Source organism: Serinibacter arcticus (assembly GCF_003121705.1).
GTDB lineage: Bacteria > Actinomycetota > Actinomycetes > Actinomycetales > Beutenbergiaceae > Litorihabitans.
Window position 1 is genome coordinate 1431409 of the sequence record NZ_PYHR01000002.1, and the last position, 20359, is coordinate 1451767.

The following is a 20359-nucleotide window of genomic DNA, read 5'->3' on the forward strand; positions in this document are numbered from 1 at the left end:
CTACTGCGCGAGGCCGGGGTAGAGCGGGAAGTCGGCCGTGAGGCGGTCGACCCGCGCGTGCAGCGCCTCGACGTCGGCGCCGGTGCCCTGGATCAGCGCCGTGGCGATGATCTCGGCGACCTCGGTGAACTCCGCGGCACCGAAGCCGCGGGTGGCGAGCGCGGGCGTGCCGATGCGCAGGCCGGAGGTGACGCGCGGCGGGCGCGGGTCCCACGGCACGGCGTTGCGGTTCACGGTGATGCCGGCGGTGTGCAGGAGGTCCTCGGCCTGCTGGCCGTCGAGCGGGGAGTGACGCAGGTCGACCAGCACGAGGTGGACGTCGGTGCCGCCGGTGAGGACGGAGACGCCCGCGGCGGCGACATCGGGTGCGTTCAGGCGGTCGGCGATGATCTGCGCGCCCTCGAGCGTGCGGGCCTGGCGGTCCTTGAACGCCTCGCCGGCGGCGACCTTGAACGCGACGGCCTTCGCGGCGATGACGTGCATCAGCGGGCCACCCTGCTGGCCCGGGAAGACGGCGGAGTTGAGCTTCTTGCCCCACGGCTCCTCGTCGCGCGCCAGGATCAGGCCCGAGCGGGGGCCGCCGAGCGTCTTGTGCACGGTGGTGGAGACGACGTCGGAGTACGGCACCGGGTTGGGGTGCAGGCCCGCGGCCACGAGGCCCGCGAAGTGCGCCATGTCGGTCCACAGCAGCGCACCGACCTCGTCGGCGATGGAACGGAACGCCTCGAAGTCGAGGTGGCGCGGGTAGGCGGACCACCCGGCGATGATGACGCGCGGCTTCGACTCGAGCGCCTTGGCGCGCAGCGCGTCGTAGTCGATCCGGTAGGTCTCCGGGTCGACCTCGTAGGCGGCGACGTCGTAGAGCCTGCCGGAGAAGTTGATCTTCATGCCGTGCGTGAGGTGGCCGCCGTGCGCCAGCGAGAGGCCGAGGATCGTGTCGCCCGGCGTGGCGAGAGCGTGCAGCACGGCCGCGTTCGCCGTCGCGCCGGAGTGCGGCTGGACGTTGGCGTAGCCGGCGCCGAAGAGCGACTTCGCGCGCTCGATGGCGAGGTTCTCCGCGACGTCGACCTCCTCGCAGCCGCCGTAGTACCGGCGGCCGGGGTAACCCTCGGCGTACTTGTTGGTCAGGACGCTGCCCTGGGCCTGCAGCACGGCGCGCGGCACGAAGTTCTCGCTGGCGATCATCTCGAGCGTCTCGCGCTGGCGCGCGAGCTCACCCTCGAGGACGGCGGCGATCTCGGGGTCGAGGTCCGCGAGGGTCGCGTTGGCGATCTCGGCGTTCGTCAGTTCGGACACGGGGAGCTCCTTGGTCGGCACTCAGGACGTGCGGATGCACACCTGCGTGACCGCGAGACCCAGGCGGGCGACCCCGTGGCCGGCTAACCTCATCGCTCCCCGGTGGTTCGTCCACCTGGCGCCAGTCGCGACGTCGTCGAGCCTACCCGAGGGAGGACCGGCGGGCCGAGTCGTCCGCGGGAGCGACGTCGTTCTCGACGGCGTCGGCCTCCGCGTCGTCACCGTCGCCGTCGCCGTCGCCATCGCCATCGCCATCGCCATCGCCGAGGATCTTCTTGAGGTAGGCATAGGTCAGCTCGCCCGTGTGCTGGTCGTAGGCGTGCTCGAAGCCCTGGCCGGCGTACAGCGACAGGTTCTGCTTGGAGTCCTTGCCCGTGAAGACCCAGACCTCCTGGGTCTGCTCCGGCAGGTACTGCAGCACCGCCATGAGCAGCTGCGTACCGATGCCCGTGCCCTGCAGGTCGGGCACGACGGCGAGCCGGCCGAGCGTGGCCTTGCCGCCCTCGAGCTCGACGCGGATCGAGCCGACGAGGCGGTGGCCCTGCCAGCCGCCGAGCGTGACGACGTCGCTGCGGTCCAGGTCGGTCAGCAGCTCGTCGATGGTCTGGGTCAGGGGCGGGATGTGGGGATCGCCGTACCGCTGGGCCTCGGTCACGAACGCCGCTCGCCTCACGGTGAGCAGCTCCCCCGCGTCCTCGGCCTCCACGACGTCGATGCGCAGGCCCTCGTTGGTGCTCATGACTCGATCATGGCAGACCCGGGCGCGATCGGGCCGGTACCGTGGCCGCCGTGACCAGATGGGTACTCACGCTCTCCTGCCCCGACCGACCGGGCATCGTCGCGGCCGTCGCCGGGGCGCTCGCCGACCTCGCGGGCAACATCACGGAGTCCCAGCAGTACGGGGACGCGGACTCCGGCCTGTTCTTCATGCGGGTCGAGGCCGAGGCCGACGTCGAGCGCGAGGCGCTCGAGGAGGCGCTCGCCGGCGTGACCGAGCAGTTCGACATGACGTGGGAGCTCGACGTCGTCGGTCGCCCCGTGCGGACCGTCGTCATGGTCTCCACCGCCTCGCACTGCCTGCACGACCTGGCCTACCAGCAGCGCTCCGGCCGGCTGCCGGTCGACGTCGTCGCCGTGGTGTCCAACCACACCGCGCTGCAGGGCATCGCCGACTTCTACGAGCTGCCGTTCCACCACGTCCCCGTCACGCGCGAGACGAAGGCCCGGGCCGAGGCCGAGCTGCTCCGGATCGTGCGGGAGACCGACGCCGAGCTGGTGGTGCTCGCCCGGTACATGCAGATCCTGTCGGACGACCTGTGCCGCGAGCTGGCCGGTCGGGTCATCAACATCCACCACTCGTTCCTGCCCTCGTTCAAGGGGGCCCGCCCCTACGCGCAGGCCCACGCCCGCGGCGTCAAGCTCATCGGGGCGACGGCGCACTACGCCACCGCCGACCTCGACGAGGGCCCGATCATCGAGCAGGACGTCGAGCGCGTCGAGCACGACGACGCCGTGAGCGAGCTGCAGGCGATGGGCGAGGACGTCGAGCGACGGGTCCTCGGCCGCGCCGTGCGCTGGCACGCCGAGCACCGCGTGCTGGTCGACGGCCGCCGGACCGTCGTCTTCCGCTGACGCGCAGCCGCGGGGCAGCGCTCAGCCGCGGCGGTAGCCCTCGAGCGCGTCGCCCGAGCGGAAGGCGCCCGTGATGGCGGCGATGAGGTCCTCGTTGGTGGCCTCGCGGCCGAGGAAGGACCCGTTGTTGCGGCCGTGCCGCAGCACCTCGATGCGATCGGCGATGGCGCGGACGTCGTTGAGGTTGTGGCTGATGAAGATCACGCCGAGCCCCAGCTCGCGCAGCTTCTCGATGTGGTTGAGGACCTCGGCCGTCTGCGCGACCGAGAGGGACGCCGTCGGCTCGTCGAGCACGACGATGCGCGGGTTGCCGATGAGGGTGCGCGCGATCGCGACCGCCTGCCGCTGACCGCCCGAGAGCTCACCGAGCCGGGTGCGGATCGAGGGGATGCGGGCGCCCAGGTCCGTCAGGATGCGGCGGGCGGCGAGGTCCATCTCGCCCTCGTCGAGCAGGAAGCTGCCGCGCTTGCGCTGCTCCCGGCCGAGGAAGAGGTTGGCCGTCACGTCGAGGTTGTTGGCGACCGCCAGGTCCTGGAAGACGGTGGCCACGCCGAGCTGCTGGGCCGCCGACGGCGAGGGGATGGCGACCTGCTCACCCTCGATCTCGATGAGGCCCGAGTCGGGCTGCAGGACGCCGGCGACGATCTTCGCGAGCGTCGACTTGCCCGCGGCGTTGTCGCCGACGATCGCGACCACCTCGTGCGCGTGCACGGTGAGGCTCGCCCCCACGAGCGCCTCGACGGCGCCGAAGTTCTTCTCGATCGACTCCAGGCGCAGCAGCGGGTTCTCGCGCGGGTCGACGGCGGCGTGCTGCGTCATCGCTCCCCCTCCCGCTCTCGCGTTCCCCGATCGACCGTGTCGGCGACGTCGGTGTTCTCCAGCACGGTCGCCAGCGCTCCCATCACCTCGGCCTGCTGCCCCAGCGCGGCGGGCACGATCTCGACGGGAGCGATCAGGTTGGGAAGCATCCCACGCCTGAGCTCGCGCCGCATGGGGTCGAGCAGCATCTCCCCCGTCTCGGCGAGCTCGCCGCCCACCACGATCACCTGGGGGTTGAGGGCCTGACAGGTCGCGGCGAGCACGGCCCCGATCTTCTCACCCGCGTCGGCAACCACGCGAGTGCAGCCCGGGTCGCCCGCGAGGGCGCGGTTCATCACGTCCCGCAGCGTGAGGGGTCCGTGGCTGACGACGAGGGGGGCGAGCAGCGCCTCGGCCCCGACGACGGTGTCGAGGCAGCCGCGGGAGCCGCAGCGGCAGATGGCGCCCTGGGGATCGATCTGGACGTGCCCGATCTCTCCGGCGGTCCCGGCGAAGCCGCGGTGCAGCTGTCCGCCGATGACGATGCCGGCCCCGACACCGTGCGAGGCGCGGACGAAGAGGACGTCCGCGTATCCCCGGCCGGCGCCGAGCGTGGCCTCGGCGAGCGCCCCGAGGTTGGCGTCGTTGTCGACCCAGACGGGTTTGCCCAGACGCTTGGACATCACCTGGGCGACGTGCGTGTCGTCCCAGCCGCGCAGCACTCCTCGGACCGAGATGAGCCCGGTGGCGGTGTCGACGGGGGCCGGGATCCCGATGGCGATCCCGACGAGCTCCTCGAGCGTGGCACCGACCCGCTCCAGCATGTCGACGACCAGGAGGGCCGTGCGGTCGAGGGTCGTGTCGAGGCGGTGCTCCGAGGGGAGCGGAAGGGTCTGGTCGGCGACGACGTCGCTGCCGAAGTCGCCCAAGGCCACCCGGAGGTGGCGGTGGCCCACCTGGACGCCGGCCGCGAGGCCCACCCGCCGCGCGACCGTGACGAGCTGGGCTCGTCGGCCGCTGCGGGAGGTGGGCTTGACCTCGACGAGGCCGGCGGAGGTGAGCTCCTTGACGATGGTCGAGACGGTGGCGGCGGACAGACCCGTCGAGCCCACGAGCTCGACCTGGGTCAGTCCGCCGTACCGCTTGACCGACTCGAGGATGGAGGCCCGGTTCGCCTCACGCAGCGATGTCTGCGAACCGGTCGCCCATCCACTCACAGCTGATCACCCTAGGGGTGGATCGTGGTCGTCACGTCGCCACCACCCGCGTCAGCGGGCGATACCGGCGCGACGCTTGTTGAAGATGTCGAATGCGACGGCGAGCAGCAGGACCAGGCCCTTGACGATCTGCTGGAACGACTGGTCCAGACCCATCAGCTGCATGCCGTTGGACATCACGGCCATGATCAGCGCACCGATCATGGCGCCGGTGACGCGACCGACACCACCCGTGGTCGAGGCGCCACCGATGAAGCAGGCCGCGATCGCGTCGAGCTCGAACATGTTTCCGGCGGACGGCTGGGCGCCGTTCATGCGGGAGGAGTACACGACGCCGGCGAGGCCCGCGAGCGTGCCGATGTTGATGAAGATCCACATGTTGACCTTCTTGACCTTCACGCCCGAGAGCTCGGCGGCGTGCAGGTTGCCACCGATCGCGTAGACGTGGCGGCCGAAGACCGAGCGCTGCGTGATGACCGAGTAGGCCAGGATCAGGACGGCCAGGATGATGAGGATGATCGGCAGGCCGCGGCTGTTGGCCAGCTGCCAGGCGAACCACATCACGACGGCGGCGATCAGCACCAGCTTGAGGACGAAGAGCCAGATCGACTCGACGGCCTGCTGGTAGCGGATCTTGCCCTGACGGGCGCGCCACTGGGAGAACGCGAGCCCCACGACGGCGATGGCGAACACCACGAGGGTGAAGACGTCGTACCCGTTGCCGCCGAACAGCCCGTTGAGGAAGCCACCGGCGATGTCCGTGTACGGCGTGCCGAACGGCGAGAGCGAGATGTTCTCGAGCACGCGGGCGGCGAGACCGCGGAAGAGCAGCATGCCCGCCAGCGTCACGATGAACGCGGGGATCCCGACGTACGCGACCCAGAAGCCCTGCCAGACACCCACGAGGAAGCCGACGGCGAGAGCGGCCAGCACGCCGACCCACCACGGCATGCCGTTCTTGATGACCAGGATTCCCGAGACGGCACCCGCGAGCGCCACCACCGATCCGACCGACAGGTCGATGTGACCCGCGATGATCACGATCACCATGCCGATCGCGAGGATCAGGATGTAGGAGTACTGCAGGACGATGTTCGTGATGTTGCCGGGAGAGAGGAAGTTCGAGTTCAGGAACGCGAACAGCGCGACGATCGCGACGAAGGCGACGAGGATGCCGCTCTGGCGCAGGTTGCGCTGCGCCAGCTCCCACACGTTGGCGATGGCGGTCATCGGACGGTCTCCTTCTGATCAGACTTTTCCTGGGTCATGAGCTCCATGAGGCGCTCCTGAGATGCTTCCGCCACGGGCACGTCACCGGTGATGCGGCCGTAGGCGAGGGTGTAGACGCGGTCGCACGTCCCGAGGATCTCGGGCAGCTCCGAGGAGATGACCACGACGGCCTTCCCGGCGGCGACCATGGTGTTGATGAGCTGGTAGATCTCGAACTTCGCGCCGACGTCGATGCCGCGGGTGGGCTCGTCGAGGATGAGCACCTCGGGGTCGGTGTACAGCCACTTCGCCAGCACGACCTTCTGCTGGTTACCGCCCGAGAGCTTGCCGACCAGCGCCATCACGCTCGGGGTCCGGACGCCGAGGTCCTTGCGGTAGCGCTCGGCGACGGCGAGCTCCTCGTTGCCGTTCACCCAGCCGTTGCTGGAGAGCTTGCCGAGGGCCGCCGCAGAGATGTTGCGGCGGATGTCCTCGATGAGGTTCAGGCCGTAGACCTTGCGATCCTCCGTGGCGTAGGCGATGCCGGCCTTGATGGCCTTCGGGACGGTCGAGGTGTCCGTGGGCTTGCCGTGGACGTAGACCTGGCCCGAGATGTCCTTGCCGTAGGAGCGGCCGAAGACGCTCATCGCCAGCTCGGTGCGACCGGCACCCATGAGCCCGGCGATGCCGATCACCTCGCCGGCGCGGACGTAGAAGTTCGCGCCGTCGACGACCTTGCGGCCGGTCTGGGTCGGGTGGTGCACGGTCCAGTTCTCGACGCGGAGGATCTCCTCGCCAGGGCTGGAGTCGCGCGCCGGGTAGCGGTGCTCGAGGTCGCGGCCGACCATCCCGCGGATGATGCGGTCCTGGATGCCGGTGTGCTCCGACATCACGAGGGTCTCGATCGACTTGCCGTCACGGATGATCGTGGTGGAGTCGGCGATGTCCTCGATCTCACCCAGCTTGTGGGAGATGATGATCGAGGTGATCCCGTGGTCGCGCAGCTGCCGGAGCAGGTCGAGCAGGTGCTCGGAGTCGGTGTCGTTCAGCGCGGCGGTGGGCTCGTCGAGGATGAGGAGCTTCACCTCCTTCGACAGCGCCTTCGCGATCTCCACGAGCTGCTGCTTGCCGACGCCCAGCTGGCTGATCGGGGTGGTGGGGTTCTCCGACAGACCGACGCGGGCCAGCAGCTTCGCGGCCTCGGCGTTCGTGTGGTTCCAGTCGATGAGGCCGCCGCGTCCACGCTGCTCGTTGCCGAGGAAGATGTTCTCGGCGACGGAGAGGTAGGGGCTGAGGGCCAGCTCCTGGTGGATGATCACGATGCCCTTGGCCTCGGAGTCGTTGATCGTGGAGAACGCGACGGTCTCGTCCTCGAACACGATGTCGCCCTCGTAGCTGCCGTGCGGGTAGACCCCGGACAGCACCTTCATGAGCGTCGACTTGCCTGCCCCGTTCTCGCCGCAGATCGCGTGGATCTCGCCGCGCGCGACGCTCAGGGACACATCCTGAAGCGCCTTGACCCCGGGGAAGGTCTTGGTGATTCCACGCATCTCGAGGATGGGTGGGTTCATGTCCAGCTCCTTACTTCACGACGCGGGGTCGTGCCGGCCCCACCCGGAGGTGGGACCGGCACGACGGTGAGCTGCGGTGAGCGGGGAGGCTCAGCCAGCCTGGCCGGACGCGACCTCGTCGGCCGTCCAGTAGCCCGAGTCCACGAGGAGCGACTCGATGTTGTCGGCGTAGACGATGTCCGACTCCAGGAGGTAGGACGGGACGACGAAGACGCCGTTGTCGTAGTCCGTGGTGTTGTTGGCCTCGGGCTCCTCGCCGGCGAGGATCTGGTTGCCCGTGGCGACCGCCTGGTCGGCGAGCTTGCGGGTGTCCTTGAAGATCGTCGCGAACTGGACGCCGTCCGCGATGAGCTTCACCGAGGCGATCTCGGCGTCCTGGCCGGAGACGATCGGCAGGCCGTCGGCGATCGTGGTGCCGTAGCCCGCGTTCTGCAGGGCCGTGATGATGCCGCGCGAGATGCCGTCGTACGGCGAGAGCACGCCGTCGACCTCGGCGTCGCCCGAGTAGGACGCCGTCAGCAGGTCCTCCATGCGCTTCTGGGCGACCTCCTGCTGCCAGCGCAGCGTGGCGACCTGGTCGATCGAGGTCTGGTTGGACGGGACGACCAGCACACCGGAGTCGATGTACGGCTGGATGACCGACATGGCGCCGTCGAAGAAGAACTTCGCGTTGTTGTCGTCCAGCGAGCCGGCGAACAGCTCGATGTTGAACGGCCCGGTCTCCGTGCCCTCGGTGCCGTCGGCGTTGAGGACGCCGAGACCGACGAGGAGGGACGTGCCCTGCTGGACGCCGACCTCGAAGTTGTCGAACGTGACGTAGAAGTCGAGGTCCTCGGTGTCGCGGATGAGGCGGTCGTAGGAGATGACCGGGATGTCGGCGGCCGCGGCGGCGGCGAGCTGACCCGAGAGGGCCGTGCCGTCGATGGCGGCGATGATGAGCAGGTCGACGCCGCTCGTGATCATCTGGTCCACCTGCTGCGACTGGGTGGGGATGTCGTCGTTGGCGAACTGCAGGTCGACGGTGTAGCCCTCGTCCTCGAAGCCGGCCTTGACGGCGTCGCCGTCGGCGATCCAGCGCTCGGACGTCTGGGTCGGCATCGAGACGCCCACCGTGATGTCGCCGGCCGCGGGGGCCTCGCCACCGTCGGAGCTGGACTCGTCGGTGCCACCGGCGGAGGACGTCGACTCGCTCGAACCGGCGCCACCGCCACCACAGGCGGACAGGACCAGCGCGGTAGCGGCGGCGACAGCCACGGCGGAACCGTACTTACGAACACGCATGAAAAACTCCTTCGCGTCATTGCCAGGATCAACGGCCCGGGCTGCTTCGCCCGATCCCCGTTGCGGTGCGGTCCGAGCGTCTTGCTCGGATCCGATGGCACGACTCTCTTGTCTTCGGTTCTCAAAGTCAAGCCGAGCGGGAGCGCATCCGGTTACGGTTTGGTCACGAATTTTGGCCGCTGAACCGCCTCGGGCTCAGGATTGAGTTTGGATCTCGAAGACAACGCTTGCCGACTTGGAACGACGCCGTTCGGAGGTCAGGCGAGGGCGTTCGCGCACCGCAGCCCCCGGGAGGGGCTCCCGGGGGCTGCGGCCGTGCTGGTCGTGCTGGTGTCAGCGCCTCTGGTCGAGACGGAACAGGAACGCCGCCATGGCGTCCCGGTTGACCGGGTTGAGCGGACGGAAGATGTCCCTGCCGTCGTTGCCCTCCCCGATCCACCCCGTCGCGATCTTGCTGTCGGCGAGCCAGGCGATCTCGGCGTAGAACTGGTTGCCCGTGCTCACGTCGCTGAACGGCGAGACCACCGGCGGGGTCCACCCCTGGTCGACCAGACCCGCACCCTCGGCGTAGCGGTGCAGGAACGCCGCGATGGCATCACGCGCGATCGGCTCCAACGGACGGAAGCTCGCCGTCCCGTCACCGTTGTCCCAGCCCGTGGAGATCTCCGCCTCGGCCAGCCACGCGATCTCCTCGTAGAACTGGTTGTCCGTGGCCACGTCGCTGAACGGCGAGACCTCCGGCGCCGTGAAGTCCGGCGAACCCGCGAACCGGTACAGGAACGCCGCCATCGCATCACGCGCGATCGGCGTCACCGGGCGGAACTCCGTGCTGCCGTCCGGCAGCGTCCACCCCCGGGTGATGCCGCGCCCGGCCAGCCAGGTGATCTCGTCGAAGAACAGATCACCCTCGGCCACGTCCACGAACGTGATCGGCTCCGGCGGCACGTCCGCCTCGACGACGGTGATCGTGGCCGTACCCGCCACCGCACCGTCGGCGACCGAGGTCGCCGTGACGGTCGCCGTCCCCGGCGCGACCGACGTCACCAGACCGCTCTCCGACACGGTCGCCGCACCGACGGCCGAGCTCGACCAGGTCACCTCCTGAGGAGCCCCGGCCGGAACCACCGCAGCCGAGAGCTGGACGGTCTCACCGACCTCGAGCTCCGCCGTCGCCGGCGTCACGATCACCGCGGCCGGAACCACCGGCTCCTCGACGGGCGTGGCCGTCACCGTGAGGTTGCGCAACCGGCCCGTGTTGTCGAACGAGCCGAAGCCCACGCGACCCTCGGTGAACGTGGAGTCGGTGGCCGTGAGCAGCGGCTGGGAGAGTCCGTCGACCTGGACCGAGATCTCGCCCGTCTCGACGCAGTGCGTCAGCCGGACCTGGTGCCAGTCGTCGTCCGTCACGGCCGGCGGCGCGCCGATCGTGCCGTTCCACTGGTCGTCGATCCGCTCCCGGTCCACGCCGTCGACCTTGAAGATGCCGTTGTGGGCGTAGATCGTGTTGTCCTGCGAGAGGTGGGCGTAGTAGTACTCCGTGTCCGACGTGTGGCCGAACACCAGGATGACGTCCCGGTTGTTGACGTCGGGCGGGGCGTCGAGCTTCACCTCGGCCTCCATCACCACGTCCCCCAGCACCGGACCCTCGCTGAGCACCGCGTACTCGAACGGGCGACGGATGCCGTCGTTCGGGTTCGTGCCGGCCTCGGCGAGGATGACCTCCCCGTTCGTGAACTGCCACTTGGACGGCGTGCGCGGTGCCCAGTTCCCGGCGCCGGCGACGTCGGTGATGGTCAGCTCGTCCGGCGAGCACGCCGCGGGCGCGGTGGGCGTCGGCTCCTCGACGGCGTACCGGGCGTACTGCGCCGCCACCTGCTCCGGCGTCACCGCCGTGTCGAGGAACATCAGGTCGTCCATCCGACCGTTGAACGGGTTCTGCTCGCGGGTGTTCTGCGGGTAGCTGCCGCCGATCTTGATGCCGCGCGGATCGGTGTCGCTCGAACCGCCCGCGCCCCACGGGTTGGCGACGGGGCTGTAGAAGCCGTCGAGCGGCTCACCGTTCATGTACAGCGCCATGGTGCCGCCCACGAAGTCGAACGAGGCGGACAGGTGCACCCACTCCCCCTTGCGGAGGATCTCGTCCCAGGGCAGCTCGGCCGCGTAGGTCCACGAGCTGCCCGTGTCGACGCGGCGGGCCAGGCCCACCACGTGCGGCTTGCCGTTGACGTTGATGACCTCGAGCAGCGATCGCACCGCGTGGCCGTCGGAGCTGCCGGACAGGATGCCCGCCAGACCGATGGCGTTGTAGCGGTCGGAGAGGTCGGCCGTGTTGGAGTTGAGCGCCGGCATCTCTCCCGTGGGCTTGAACCAGCCCATGATCGAGGTCGCGTCGGCGCCGTTGAACGGCCGCAGGGTCTCGACGCCGGCGGCGTTGTACACACCCGCCTTCCAGTCGTCGTTGGTCGCGGCGTTCTTGCTGAGCTGCTGGGTCTGGAGCGCCCGGCCGGCACCGGGGTACGCGGCGTCGTGCACCCGCATCTCCCGACCGCCGTTCACCAGGTCGATCGTGGTCCCGGACTGCCCGAGGTCAGCCTCCTTCGTCAGGTCGCCGGCCGCGGGGGTGTCGAACGCGTAGTGCGCCACGAGGTTGCTCGCGAGCTCGGGCAGCACCTGCGGGGCCGCCTCGAAGGGCGGCTCGACGTCGCCCTCGCGGGCGCCGACGACCTTCCAGATCTTTCCGTCGGCCTTCGAGACCAGGTAGAGCTGGTTCTCGCCGTCGGAACCGAAACGCAGGTCGACCCGCTGGCTGCCGACCAGCTCGGAGAACGTGGTCTCCTCGCCGTCGACGAAGACCTTCAGCTGCGAGATCTCCGCGAGGTCGGCGGGGTCGCCGTCGTTGCGGATCATCTCGTCGGCCTCGGTCGAGAGCACCCAGCCGCGCACGAGATCCGTGAACAGGTACTTGCCCTGCAGCGCCTCGATGTCGCCCCGGTAGACGAACCCGCCGTTGACGGCCACGCCCGCGTCGCCGGTCTGGCCGGGGTCGCGGTTGTGGTCGTAGGCGGCCACGGGGTAGGTGAAGTCGAACTCCGTCGCGTCGTCGGCCGGGAGGGGGAAGATCTGGCGGTCGCGGGCGACGAACGAGCCCTCGCGCTCGGACCAGCCGAAGTTGTCCCCCGGCTCGACGGCGTAGACGGACTCGACCTGCCACTCACCGATGTGGGCCATGTAGAGGGTGTGGTCACCCTCGAGGTCCCAGCTGATGCGGTGCGGGTCGCGCATGCCGACGGCGTAGATCTCGGGCAGCGCACCCGCCGTGCCGACGAAGGGGTTGTCGGCCGGGACCCCGTAGGAGCCGTTGGCGCTGTCGGTGCCGAGCGGGTTGATCCGCATGATCGTGCCCTGCGGCGTGGCCAGGTTCTGCGGGTTGGCGTTGTTCACGCCGTTGCCGCCGTCACCGACCAGGAGGTACAGGTTGCCGTAGTCCGCGTCACCCGGCTCCACCGTCGGGTTGAACGCGATCTGCTGCATCGTGTGGACGCGTCCGTTGAACGGCACGCGCAGCACCTCGCGGTTGGTGCCGGCGAAACGCTCGGCCGCCGGGTCGGTCGCCGTCCACTCCGTCAGCACGCTGTGGAACCCGGTCGAGCCGTAGGCCGGGAAGTCCGGGGTGTCCTGCGTCAGGGCCGTGCCCGCCTCGGTGTGGACCGTGTAGAACTTCCCGTTCGTGGCGAAGTCCGGGTGGAACTCGGCGAAGCCGAGACCCGTCCCCAGGCCGGCGTGGTTGTGGAAGTTGTCGATGAAGGCGTTGCGCACGTTGAGGTAGTCCACGTACTCGCCCGTGTCCTCGTCCACGAGGTAGAGGATCGCGTTCATGTCGGGGACGGCCAGGCGGCCCGAGCCGTCCGGCACCTCGTCGACGTGCTGGACGCGGTTGTGCCGGATGAGGCGCTGGTCCTGCGTGGCCGGCGTCGTGGTGGAGGCGGGCAGCTGCGCGAGCTCCTCGACCTCGATGCCGAGGGAGACGGGTGTCGGGTCGGGAAGCGGGTTGAGCAACGGCTGCTCGACGACGGGCACGGTCTCGCAGTCACCGGGGTTGCCGGTCGGGAGCGCGAGGTTGGCGCCGGTCGGGTCGATGGCGAGGTCGTCCATCATGATCCGGCCGTTGCTGTTGCCTCCGTTGATCCAGAAGAACCGGTCGAGGGCTCCGTTGACGGCCTCGCGGAAGCCGAAGGTCTGCTCGGCACCGGCCGGCAGTCGGGTCTGCGAGGCGTAGATGCCGCCCTGGCTGTAGACGGTGACGCGGTCGGCGGCGTTGTCGGCGACGATCCACACGCACTGCCAGACGTCCTCCGACCAGGTGCCGACGTCGGCGAACGCGCCGCCGTTGCGGACCTTGAGGATGTCGTTGTTCTGGTTGTTGACGTAGGCGCGGCTGTGGCTCGTGGTCGAGGGGGCGTCGACGTCGGTGACGCCGAAGGAGTTGTCCGAGAGGGCGTCCCGGCGCATCCGGAGGAAGACGGTGCCGGTCTCGCCGTCGGGGATCTCCGTGATCGCGCGGTAGGCCGACCGGTTGGGACCGGTGAGCTCGAGCGCGCGGTTGTTCTGGTTGACCGGGTCGAGGACGACCTGGGCCGAGGAGTGGGCGGTCCAGCCGTCCTGGCCGGACAGCGGTCCGACCGTGTACCCCTCGAAGGTGAGGTGCTCGGTGAACCCCTCGACGGCGGCTGCCGCGAGGGACTCGTCCGCCGGGGGTGGCGGGTTCTCGTCCGGGACGGCGGACGCGGGGACGGCGGCCATCGTGGCCCCCAGCGCCACGGACAGGCCGAGCGCAAGGCCCGCCCTGACACGCCTGGATCTGGATCGTGCTGACGTCATCGTCTGGCTCCTCGTCGTTGGGAAGCGCTTTCACGCGGGGACAGCGTTGCATGGCTGGCCTTGCTCGACAAGAGGTGCGATCCGAGTTGGAAACCGCTCTCCGTTCTGCGGGGCCCCGCCTGCCTCCCGAACCGCGGCAGCGGCACCCCGATCCGATCCAGCGGCAATCCTCGGTCGGCCAGGCGCTCGCACGCCCGTGACCTGCGACGACGTCGCGGACGTCCCCCGCGACGCGCACGATCGTCGCCGCTCGGGTTCGGGGTGCCGCTCGAGTGGTCGCGGCGGCGGCGCGCCGGCCAGCGGTGGCGGGCGGCGGGCCGGCGGGCCGGTGGCAGCGGCGGGCGACGACGGGCGCCGGCGGGCGGCGTTACGCGGGCGGCGGGGCCGTCGAGGACCGGACCACCAGCTCCAGCCCGACCTCCACGAACGTCGGCCCGCCCGCGGGCGGCTGCAGCGCGAGCAGCGCCGCCTGCCGCCCCATCGCGGCCATCGGCAGCCGCACGGTGGTGAGCGCGGGCGCGAGGTCCTGCGCGACCTGGATGTCGTCGATCCCGGTCACGGACACGGCCCCGGGCACGTCGATCCCCCGGTCCCGCAGCACCGACAGGGCACCGATCGCCATGGTGTCGTTGAGCGCGATGATCGCGGTGAGGTCGGGGTGGGCGTCGAGCAGCCGCGCGGCGGCGAGCCGTCCGCCGTCGCGCGTGAACGCCGCGTGCTCCCAGGCGACGTCGACGCCGTCGGCGGCCGCGGCGGCCAGCTCGATGCCCGTGCGCCGGTCCGCGACCGTGGTCAGGGAGTCCGGGCCGGAGACGACGCCGAGACGCCGGTGCCCGAGCGCGATGAGGTGCTCGGCCGCCGCGCGGGTCGCGCCGACGTTGTCGGGCAGCACCGAGTGGCAGTCGATGTCGCGGTGGCCGATCGCCACGAGTCGGCCACCCGACGCCGCGAACGCCTCCAGCTCGCGGTTGACGGTGGCGTTCTTGGTCGGGTCCCGGTAGCCCGAGCCGGCGATCACGATCGCGCCCACGCGCTGACTCCGCAGCAGCCGCACGCCGGCGAGGTCGCTCGCGGCCTCGCGGTCCTGGTGGCTGACCTGGACGCTCCAGCCGTGCTCGGCGGCCACCTGGATCACCCCGCCCGCGATCTCGCCGAAGTAGGGGTCGTCGATCTCGTAGACCATCAGCCCGATGACCGAGCTGAAGCCGCCCGCCAGCGAGCGCGCGTGCGGGTTGACGACGTAGCGCAGCTCGTCGGCGGCTTGCATCACCCGGCGGGTCAGGCCCTCCGAGACGGTGCCGGTCCCGGACAGGGCGCGCGACGCCGTCGCGATGGAGACCCCGGCCAGGACGGCGACGTCCGTGAGCCGCGGAGTTGCAGGCCCGTCGCCGTCCTTCAGTCGTACCGTCACGAGCCGCTCCCTCGCCCTCGCCGTGCGCAACCCACGAACGTGGTGTTGCGTAGATCACATCGGCAGCATACGGTGCGGTAACCGCTTACGAATGCGCTTTCCCAAACTCACCCGGCGCAGCGGTCCCTCAGTGGCTGTCTTCTTACGACGAGGTAGGAGCAATCCCGTGGCACGACTTCCCCGCCGCACCCGCGGCACCGGCACGAACCGACGCAGAACCGTCATCGCCAGCATCGGCGTCGCCACCATGGTCACGCTCGCTGCGTGCTCCGGCGGCCCCGGCGACGGCGGCGGCGACGACTCCGAGGACGGCGGGTCCGACGACCCGATCGTCATCGGCATCTCCCTCCCCTGACCGGCGACTTCTCCGAGCCCGGCAAGGGCGTCCAGCGCGGCTACGAGGCCTGGGCCCAGATCGTGAACGAGAACGGCGGGCTGCTGGGCCGCCAGGTCGAGCTGAAGATCCTCGACGACCAGAGCAACGCCGACCGCGTGGTGGCGGACTACGAGGTCCTCATCGCCCAGGACGAGGTCGACCTGGTCTTCGGCCCCTTCTCCACCCGCCTGGTCGTGCCCTCGGCACGCATCGCGCAGGAGTACGGCATGCTCTTCGTCGAGCCGGCCGGTGCCGCCCAGGAGGTCTTCGAGCAGGGCTTCGACAACCTCTTCTACGCCGCCCCGGCGATCGCGGACGACCACTACAACTACCTGGCCGAGCACATCCTGGCGATGCCGGAGGCCGAGCGCCCGCAGACGGTCGCCGTCGCCTCGATGGACGACCCCTTCGCCCAGGGCACCGCCTACGGCCTGCGGGACAAGCTCGAGGAGGGCGGGCTGGAGATCGTCGTCGACGAGGTCTACCCCCCGAACACCACGGACTTCTCCCCCATCGCCGCGAAGATCAGCGACTCGGGCGCCGACGTCGTCATCGGCGGCACGCAGTACCAGGACGCGGTCAACCTGATCGTGGCGCTGCAGCAGCTGAACTACCAGCCCAAGCTCGCCGCCTTCTCCACCGCGCCGACGAACCCGGAGTTCTCCGAGGCCATCGGCTCCAAGACCGAGGGCATCCTCTCGCCGACCGGCTACACGCCGGACGCGACCTGGCCCTCGAACGTCGACTTCGTGGAGGCCTACACCGAGATCCACGGCAACCCCCCGGGTGAGGACGAGGCCAACGCCTACACGACCGGCCAGGTCGTCGCGGCCGCCGTCGAGGCCGTTGGCTGCGCCGAGCAGGGCGACTGCCAGCAGCAGCTCATCGACTGGCTGCGCGAGAACGAGGTCGAGACCGTCGTCGGGCCGCTGACCTGGGACGAGACGGGCAAGCCGCAGGGCGCCCACCTCATCCAGCAGTACGTCGACGGCGCGATCGAGATCGTGCTGCCGGACGAGGCCGCCGAGGCCGCGTTCATCTACCCCAAGCCCGAGTGGTGACGGGGGCATGAGCGGATCGCTCCTCGTCCAGAGCCTCATCCTCGGCGTGCTGCTGGGAGGGCTCTACGCCCTCCTGGCAGCGGGCCTGACGCTCTACTTCGGCGTCATGCGCGTCGTCATGATCGCCCACGCGTCGTTCCTCGTGCTGGCCGCCTACCTCGCCTGGTTCGCGAACTCCCGACTCGGGATCGACCCGCTGCTCACGCTGGTGGTGACGGTGCCGCTGTTCTTCGGGATCGGCGTCGTCATGCAGCGGCTGCTGATCCGCCGGCTCAGGCCGGCGACGCTCACGATGATGTCGGTGCTCCTCACCTTCGCGATCGCGCTGTTCCTCGAAGGACTCATCGGCTTCATCTGGGGCGGCACGCAGCGCCGCATCCAGCTGTCCTACTCCGGCTCGAGCATCGAGCTGTTCGGGGCCCAGATCGCCGTCGTCAAGCTCATCGCCTTCGGCCTCGCCGCCGTCTCGCTCCTGGGCCTGTACGTGCTGATGAAGCACACCCGCTTCGGTCAGGCGCTGCGCGCCACGATCCAGCACCCGGAGGCCGCCCAGCTGGTCGGCATCCGGACCGACCGCGTGGCCGGCCTGGGCTTCGGCCTCGGCCTGGCCACGGCCGCCATCGGCGGCACGGCCCTCTCGCTGGACGCGACCATCTACCCGTCGCTGCACTGGCACTGGATCGGACCGCTGATGGCGATCATCGTCGTCGGCGGCCTGGGATCGATCCCCGGCGCCGCGATCGCGGCCCTCGTGCTCGGGGTGGGCCAGAGCCTGCTGCAGGTGCCGCTCGGCACCACGTGGGCCCAGACCATCTTCTACGTCGCACTGTTCGTGACGCTCATGGTGCGTCCGCAGGGGTTCTTCGGAGGTCGCCTTGCCCAACGCTTCTAGCACTCTCACCTCTCCCGACGCCCCCGCGCGCAGCACCGCCCGCACCGCGTCGGCGGGCCGTTCCCGACGGCGGATCGCGGCAGGCGTCGCGATCCTCCTCGGACTCGCGGTCGTGGCCTTCTTCCCCTCGGCCGCCCCCAACGCCTACGTGCTCTCCGCGGGCGTCGTCATCCTGTCCTACGCCTGCACGGCCACCTCGTGGAACTTCATGGGCGGCTTCACCGGCTACATCTCGCTCGGTCACGCGGCCTGGTTCGGCCTCGGCGCCTACGGCACCGGCCTCATCGTGCGGGACCTGGGACTGCCGTCGTTCGTGGCGTGGGCCCTGTCCGGCGTCGTCGTCGCGATCATCACGGTGCCGATCGGTATCGCGGCCCTCCGGGTCCGCGGCGCCTCGTTCGTGATCGTCTCGATCTCGTTCGTTCTCATCCTGCTGCTGGTCTTCCAGGGCTGGGGCAGCTTCACCGGCGGCTCCAACGGCCTCGTCGTGCCGCGCCCCTTCCCCGACCTGATGCGGCCCGAGCACCACCGGGTGTTCTTCTACCTGTTCGCGGCCCTCCTGATCGTCATGCTCGTGCTGTGGTGGGCGATCAACCGCTCCCGCTTCGGCATCGGCCTCAAGGCGATCCGCGAGGACGAGGACAAGGCGGAGGCCCTGGGCATCCCCACCCGCAACTACAAGCTCGTCGCCTACGTCATCTCGGCCACCCTGACGGGCCTGGCCGGCGGGATGTACGCGCTGTGGTTCGGCGACCTCGACCCGATCTTCCAGTTCTCGATCCTGCTCGGCTCCTACATGGTGCTGATGGCGCTGCTCGGCGGCATCCGCAACCTGTTCGGCCCGCTCGTGGGCGCCGTGATCGTCGGCGTCGGCCTGGAGGTCTTCAAGCTCGAGTTCGGTGACACGCAGTTCCACCTCGTGGCCACGGGCCTGCTGCTCGCGCTCGTCGTGCTCTTCATGCCCGACGGAATCATCCCGGCGGTGACGGCAGGGCTGAAGCGGTTCGGCCCGCAGTCCTCCTCCATCCGGGAGATGACGGCGGCCGAGCTGGCCGAGCGCAACGCCAAGGCGGGTGTGAGCGGGGCGTCGGTGTTCTCGGGCGGGAAGGCCGCTGCGCCGTCGACCGCGACACCGTCCCCCCGGTCCACCCCCGACCCCGACGAGACCACCCGCGAGGAGGAACGATGACGCAGGGCACGGGCACCAACCTCACCACCCGGGGTCTGACGAAGACCTTCGGCGGCGTGCGCGCCGTCGACGGTGCCGACGTCACCTTCCACGAGGGCAAGATCAACGCCCTCATCGGCCCGAACGGCTCCGGCAAGACGACGTTCTTCAACTGCGTCACCGGGATGATCAAGCCCGACAGCGGGACGGTCACCTTCCGCGGCAAGGACATCACGGGCAAGGCACCGCACTCGATCGCCAACGCGGGGATCGGGCGCAGCTTCCAGCTCTGCCGGATCTTCCCGCGCATGACGGTCCTGGACAACGTGCTCGTGGCGGTCCCCCGCACCGGGTTCCGGGCCCTCCTGGGGCCGGCGCGCACGGACGCGGAGGTCGCCAAGGCGCGGCAGCTGCTCGTCAGGGTCGGGATCGACCACCTCGAGGACACCGAGGCGCGCGACCTGTCCTACGGCCAGCAGAAGCTCCTCGAGCTGGCCGGCGTGCTCATGGGCGACCCCGACACGATCATGCTGGACGAGCCGGCGGGCGGCGTGAACCCGTCCCTCATCGGCCGGATCGGCTCGCTCGTGCAGGAGCTCAACGCGGAGGGGACGACGTTCCTCATCGTCGAGCACAACATGGATCTCGTGATGAGCCTGAGCCACCACGTCATCGTGTTCGACCGCGGCCGTCCGATCGCCGAGGGCACCCCCGACATCGTCCAGTCCGACCCTCGCGTCCTGGAGGCCTACCTTGGCGTCTGACACCACACCCCAGTCCTCCGGCGACGGCGACCTGCTCGTCCTCGACGACGTCCAGGCCGGCTACGGCCGTGCCGCGATGGTCCTGCGCGGCCTCACGATCCGGGTCCCCGCCGGCAAGGTCGTCTGCCTGGTCGGACCGAACGGCGCCGGCAAGTCCACGGTGCTCAAGGTCGCGAGCGGTCTGCTCAAGCCCGCCTCCGGGCGGATCCTCGTGGCTGGGGACGACGTCACCGGCCAGGGCCCGCAGCAGATGCTCACCTCGGGCCTGGCCCACGTGCTCCAGGGACACAGCGTGTTCCGGGAGATGACGGTCGCCGAGAACGTGCTGCTCGGGTCGTACACGCTGCGCGAGAGCGCCGTCATCAAGGAGCGGGTCGAGTTCGTGCAGAACCTGTTCCCGATCGTCGGCGAGCGGTGGAAGCAGCTCGCCGGCCTCCTCTCGGGCGGCCAGCAGAAGCAGGTCGAGTTCGCGCGGTCGCTCATGGTGAGCCCGAAGGTCGTGCTGCTGGACGAGCCCTCGATGGGGCTCGACCCGAAGACGACCTCGGTCGTGTTCGAGCAGGTGGTGCGCATGCGCGACGCCGGCGTCGCCGTCCTCCTCGTGGAGCAGAACGCCCGCCGGGCGCTGGAGACGGCGGACATCGGCTGCGTGCTCGACCTCGGCCGGGTGCACATCACGGGCCCGGCACGCGAGCTGCTCGCGGACCCGCAGCTGTCCGAGCTCTACCTCGGCGGCCGCCCGGGCGAGGCGAAGGCCTCGGCCTGAGAACATCACGACGACGGCGAACCGCGCGTTCTCCCTCGG

Annotated in this window: 16 protein-coding genes and 1 riboswitch; of the genes, 7 read left to right on the plus strand and 9 right to left on the minus strand. The window is 70.0% G+C overall.

Going from position 1 to position 20359, the window contains the following annotated elements:
- Entirely contained in the window at positions 1-1296 is a 1296-nt protein-coding gene (gene glyA, locus C8046_RS06565; RefSeq protein WP_109230796.1) for a serine hydroxymethyltransferase, read from the minus strand.
- Positions 1297-1346: 50 nt separating this feature from the next.
- Positions 1347-1435, minus strand: a riboswitch (ZMP/ZTP riboswitch).
- Between the two features lie 3 nt (positions 1436-1438).
- On the minus strand, positions 1439-2035 hold the full coding sequence (locus tag C8046_RS06570) for a GNAT family N-acetyltransferase (protein WP_109228749.1): 597 nt from the start codon (positions 2033-2035) through the stop codon (positions 1439-1441).
- Between the two features lie 50 nt (positions 2036-2085).
- Between C8046_RS06570 and purU the strand changes: the two genes are divergently transcribed.
- Entirely contained in the window at positions 2086-2928 is an 843-nt protein-coding gene (purU, locus tag C8046_RS06575) for a formyltetrahydrofolate deformylase (RefSeq protein ID WP_109230797.1), read from the plus strand.
- A gap of 21 nt (positions 2929-2949) precedes the next feature.
- Here purU and C8046_RS06580 read toward each other — a convergent pair whose 3' ends face one another.
- From C8046_RS06580 to C8046_RS06610, 7 genes are all read right to left on the minus strand, one after another.
- Entirely contained in the window at positions 2950-3747 is a 798-nt protein-coding gene (locus C8046_RS06580; RefSeq protein WP_109228750.1) for an ATP-binding cassette domain-containing protein, read from the minus strand.
- Complete coding sequence (locus tag C8046_RS06585) at positions 3744-4943, minus strand: ROK family transcriptional regulator (RefSeq protein WP_109228751.1); 1200 nt, start codon at positions 4941-4943, stop codon at positions 3744-3746. The genes C8046_RS06580 and C8046_RS06585 overlap by 4 nt, the downstream gene beginning before the upstream one ends.
- Before the next feature lie 51 nt (positions 4944-4994).
- The gene (gene mmsB / locus C8046_RS06590) at positions 4995-6173 is read right to left on the minus strand and encodes a multiple monosaccharide ABC transporter permease (RefSeq protein WP_109228752.1); all 1179 of its coding nucleotides are present in this window, start codon (positions 6171-6173) and stop codon (positions 4995-4997) included.
- Complete coding sequence (gene mmsA, locus C8046_RS06595) at positions 6170-7723, minus strand: multiple monosaccharide ABC transporter ATP-binding protein (RefSeq protein WP_109228753.1); 1554 nt, start codon at positions 7721-7723, stop codon at positions 6170-6172. The genes mmsB and mmsA overlap by 4 nt, the downstream gene beginning before the upstream one ends.
- 90 nt (positions 7724-7813) lie before the next feature.
- Entirely contained in the window at positions 7814-9004 is a 1191-nt protein-coding gene (gene chvE, locus C8046_RS06600; RefSeq protein ID WP_109228754.1) for a multiple monosaccharide ABC transporter substrate-binding protein, read from the minus strand.
- A gap of 333 nt (positions 9005-9337) precedes the next feature.
- Complete coding sequence (locus C8046_RS06605; RefSeq protein ID WP_146197080.1) at positions 9338-13882, minus strand: PQQ-dependent sugar dehydrogenase; 4545 nt, start codon at positions 13880-13882, stop codon at positions 9338-9340.
- A 367-nt stretch (positions 13883-14249) separates the two neighbouring features.
- On the minus strand, positions 14250-15293 hold the full coding sequence (locus C8046_RS06610) for a LacI family DNA-binding transcriptional regulator (protein ID WP_199224406.1): 1044 nt from the start codon (positions 15291-15293) through the stop codon (positions 14250-14252).
- Positions 15294-15459: 166 nt separating this feature from the next.
- Between C8046_RS06610 and C8046_RS18630 the strand changes: the two genes are divergently transcribed.
- From C8046_RS18630 to C8046_RS06635, 6 genes are read left to right on the plus strand one after another with little or no spacing between them, the layout of a single operon-like run.
- Positions 15460-15648, plus strand: a complete 189-nt coding sequence (locus C8046_RS18630; protein WP_199224407.1) for a hypothetical protein — start codon at positions 15460-15462, stop codon at positions 15646-15648.
- Positions 15558-16730, plus strand: a complete 1173-nt coding sequence (locus C8046_RS06615) for an amino acid ABC transporter substrate-binding protein (protein ID WP_216628972.1) — start codon at positions 15558-15560, stop codon at positions 16728-16730. Before C8046_RS18630 ends, C8046_RS06615 begins: the two co-directional genes overlap by 91 nt.
- A 7-nt stretch (positions 16731-16737) precedes the next feature.
- Complete coding sequence (locus C8046_RS06620) at positions 16738-17622, plus strand: branched-chain amino acid ABC transporter permease (RefSeq protein WP_109228756.1); 885 nt, start codon at positions 16738-16740, stop codon at positions 17620-17622.
- Positions 17606-18811 carry a branched-chain amino acid ABC transporter permease gene (locus C8046_RS06625; RefSeq protein ID WP_235866170.1) on the plus strand — a complete coding sequence of 402 codons (1206 nt, stop codon included), beginning with the start codon at positions 17606-17608 and terminating at the stop codon, positions 18809-18811. Before C8046_RS06620 ends, C8046_RS06625 begins: the two co-directional genes overlap by 17 nt.
- Positions 18808-19554, plus strand: a complete 747-nt coding sequence (locus C8046_RS06630; protein WP_109228757.1) for an ABC transporter ATP-binding protein — start codon at positions 18808-18810, stop codon at positions 19552-19554. Before C8046_RS06625 ends, C8046_RS06630 begins: the two co-directional genes overlap by 4 nt.
- Entirely contained in the window at positions 19544-20320 is a 777-nt protein-coding gene (locus tag C8046_RS06635; RefSeq protein WP_235866171.1) for an ABC transporter ATP-binding protein, read from the plus strand. The genes C8046_RS06630 and C8046_RS06635 overlap by 11 nt, the downstream gene beginning before the upstream one ends.
- Positions 20321-20359: the final 39 nt, after the last annotated feature.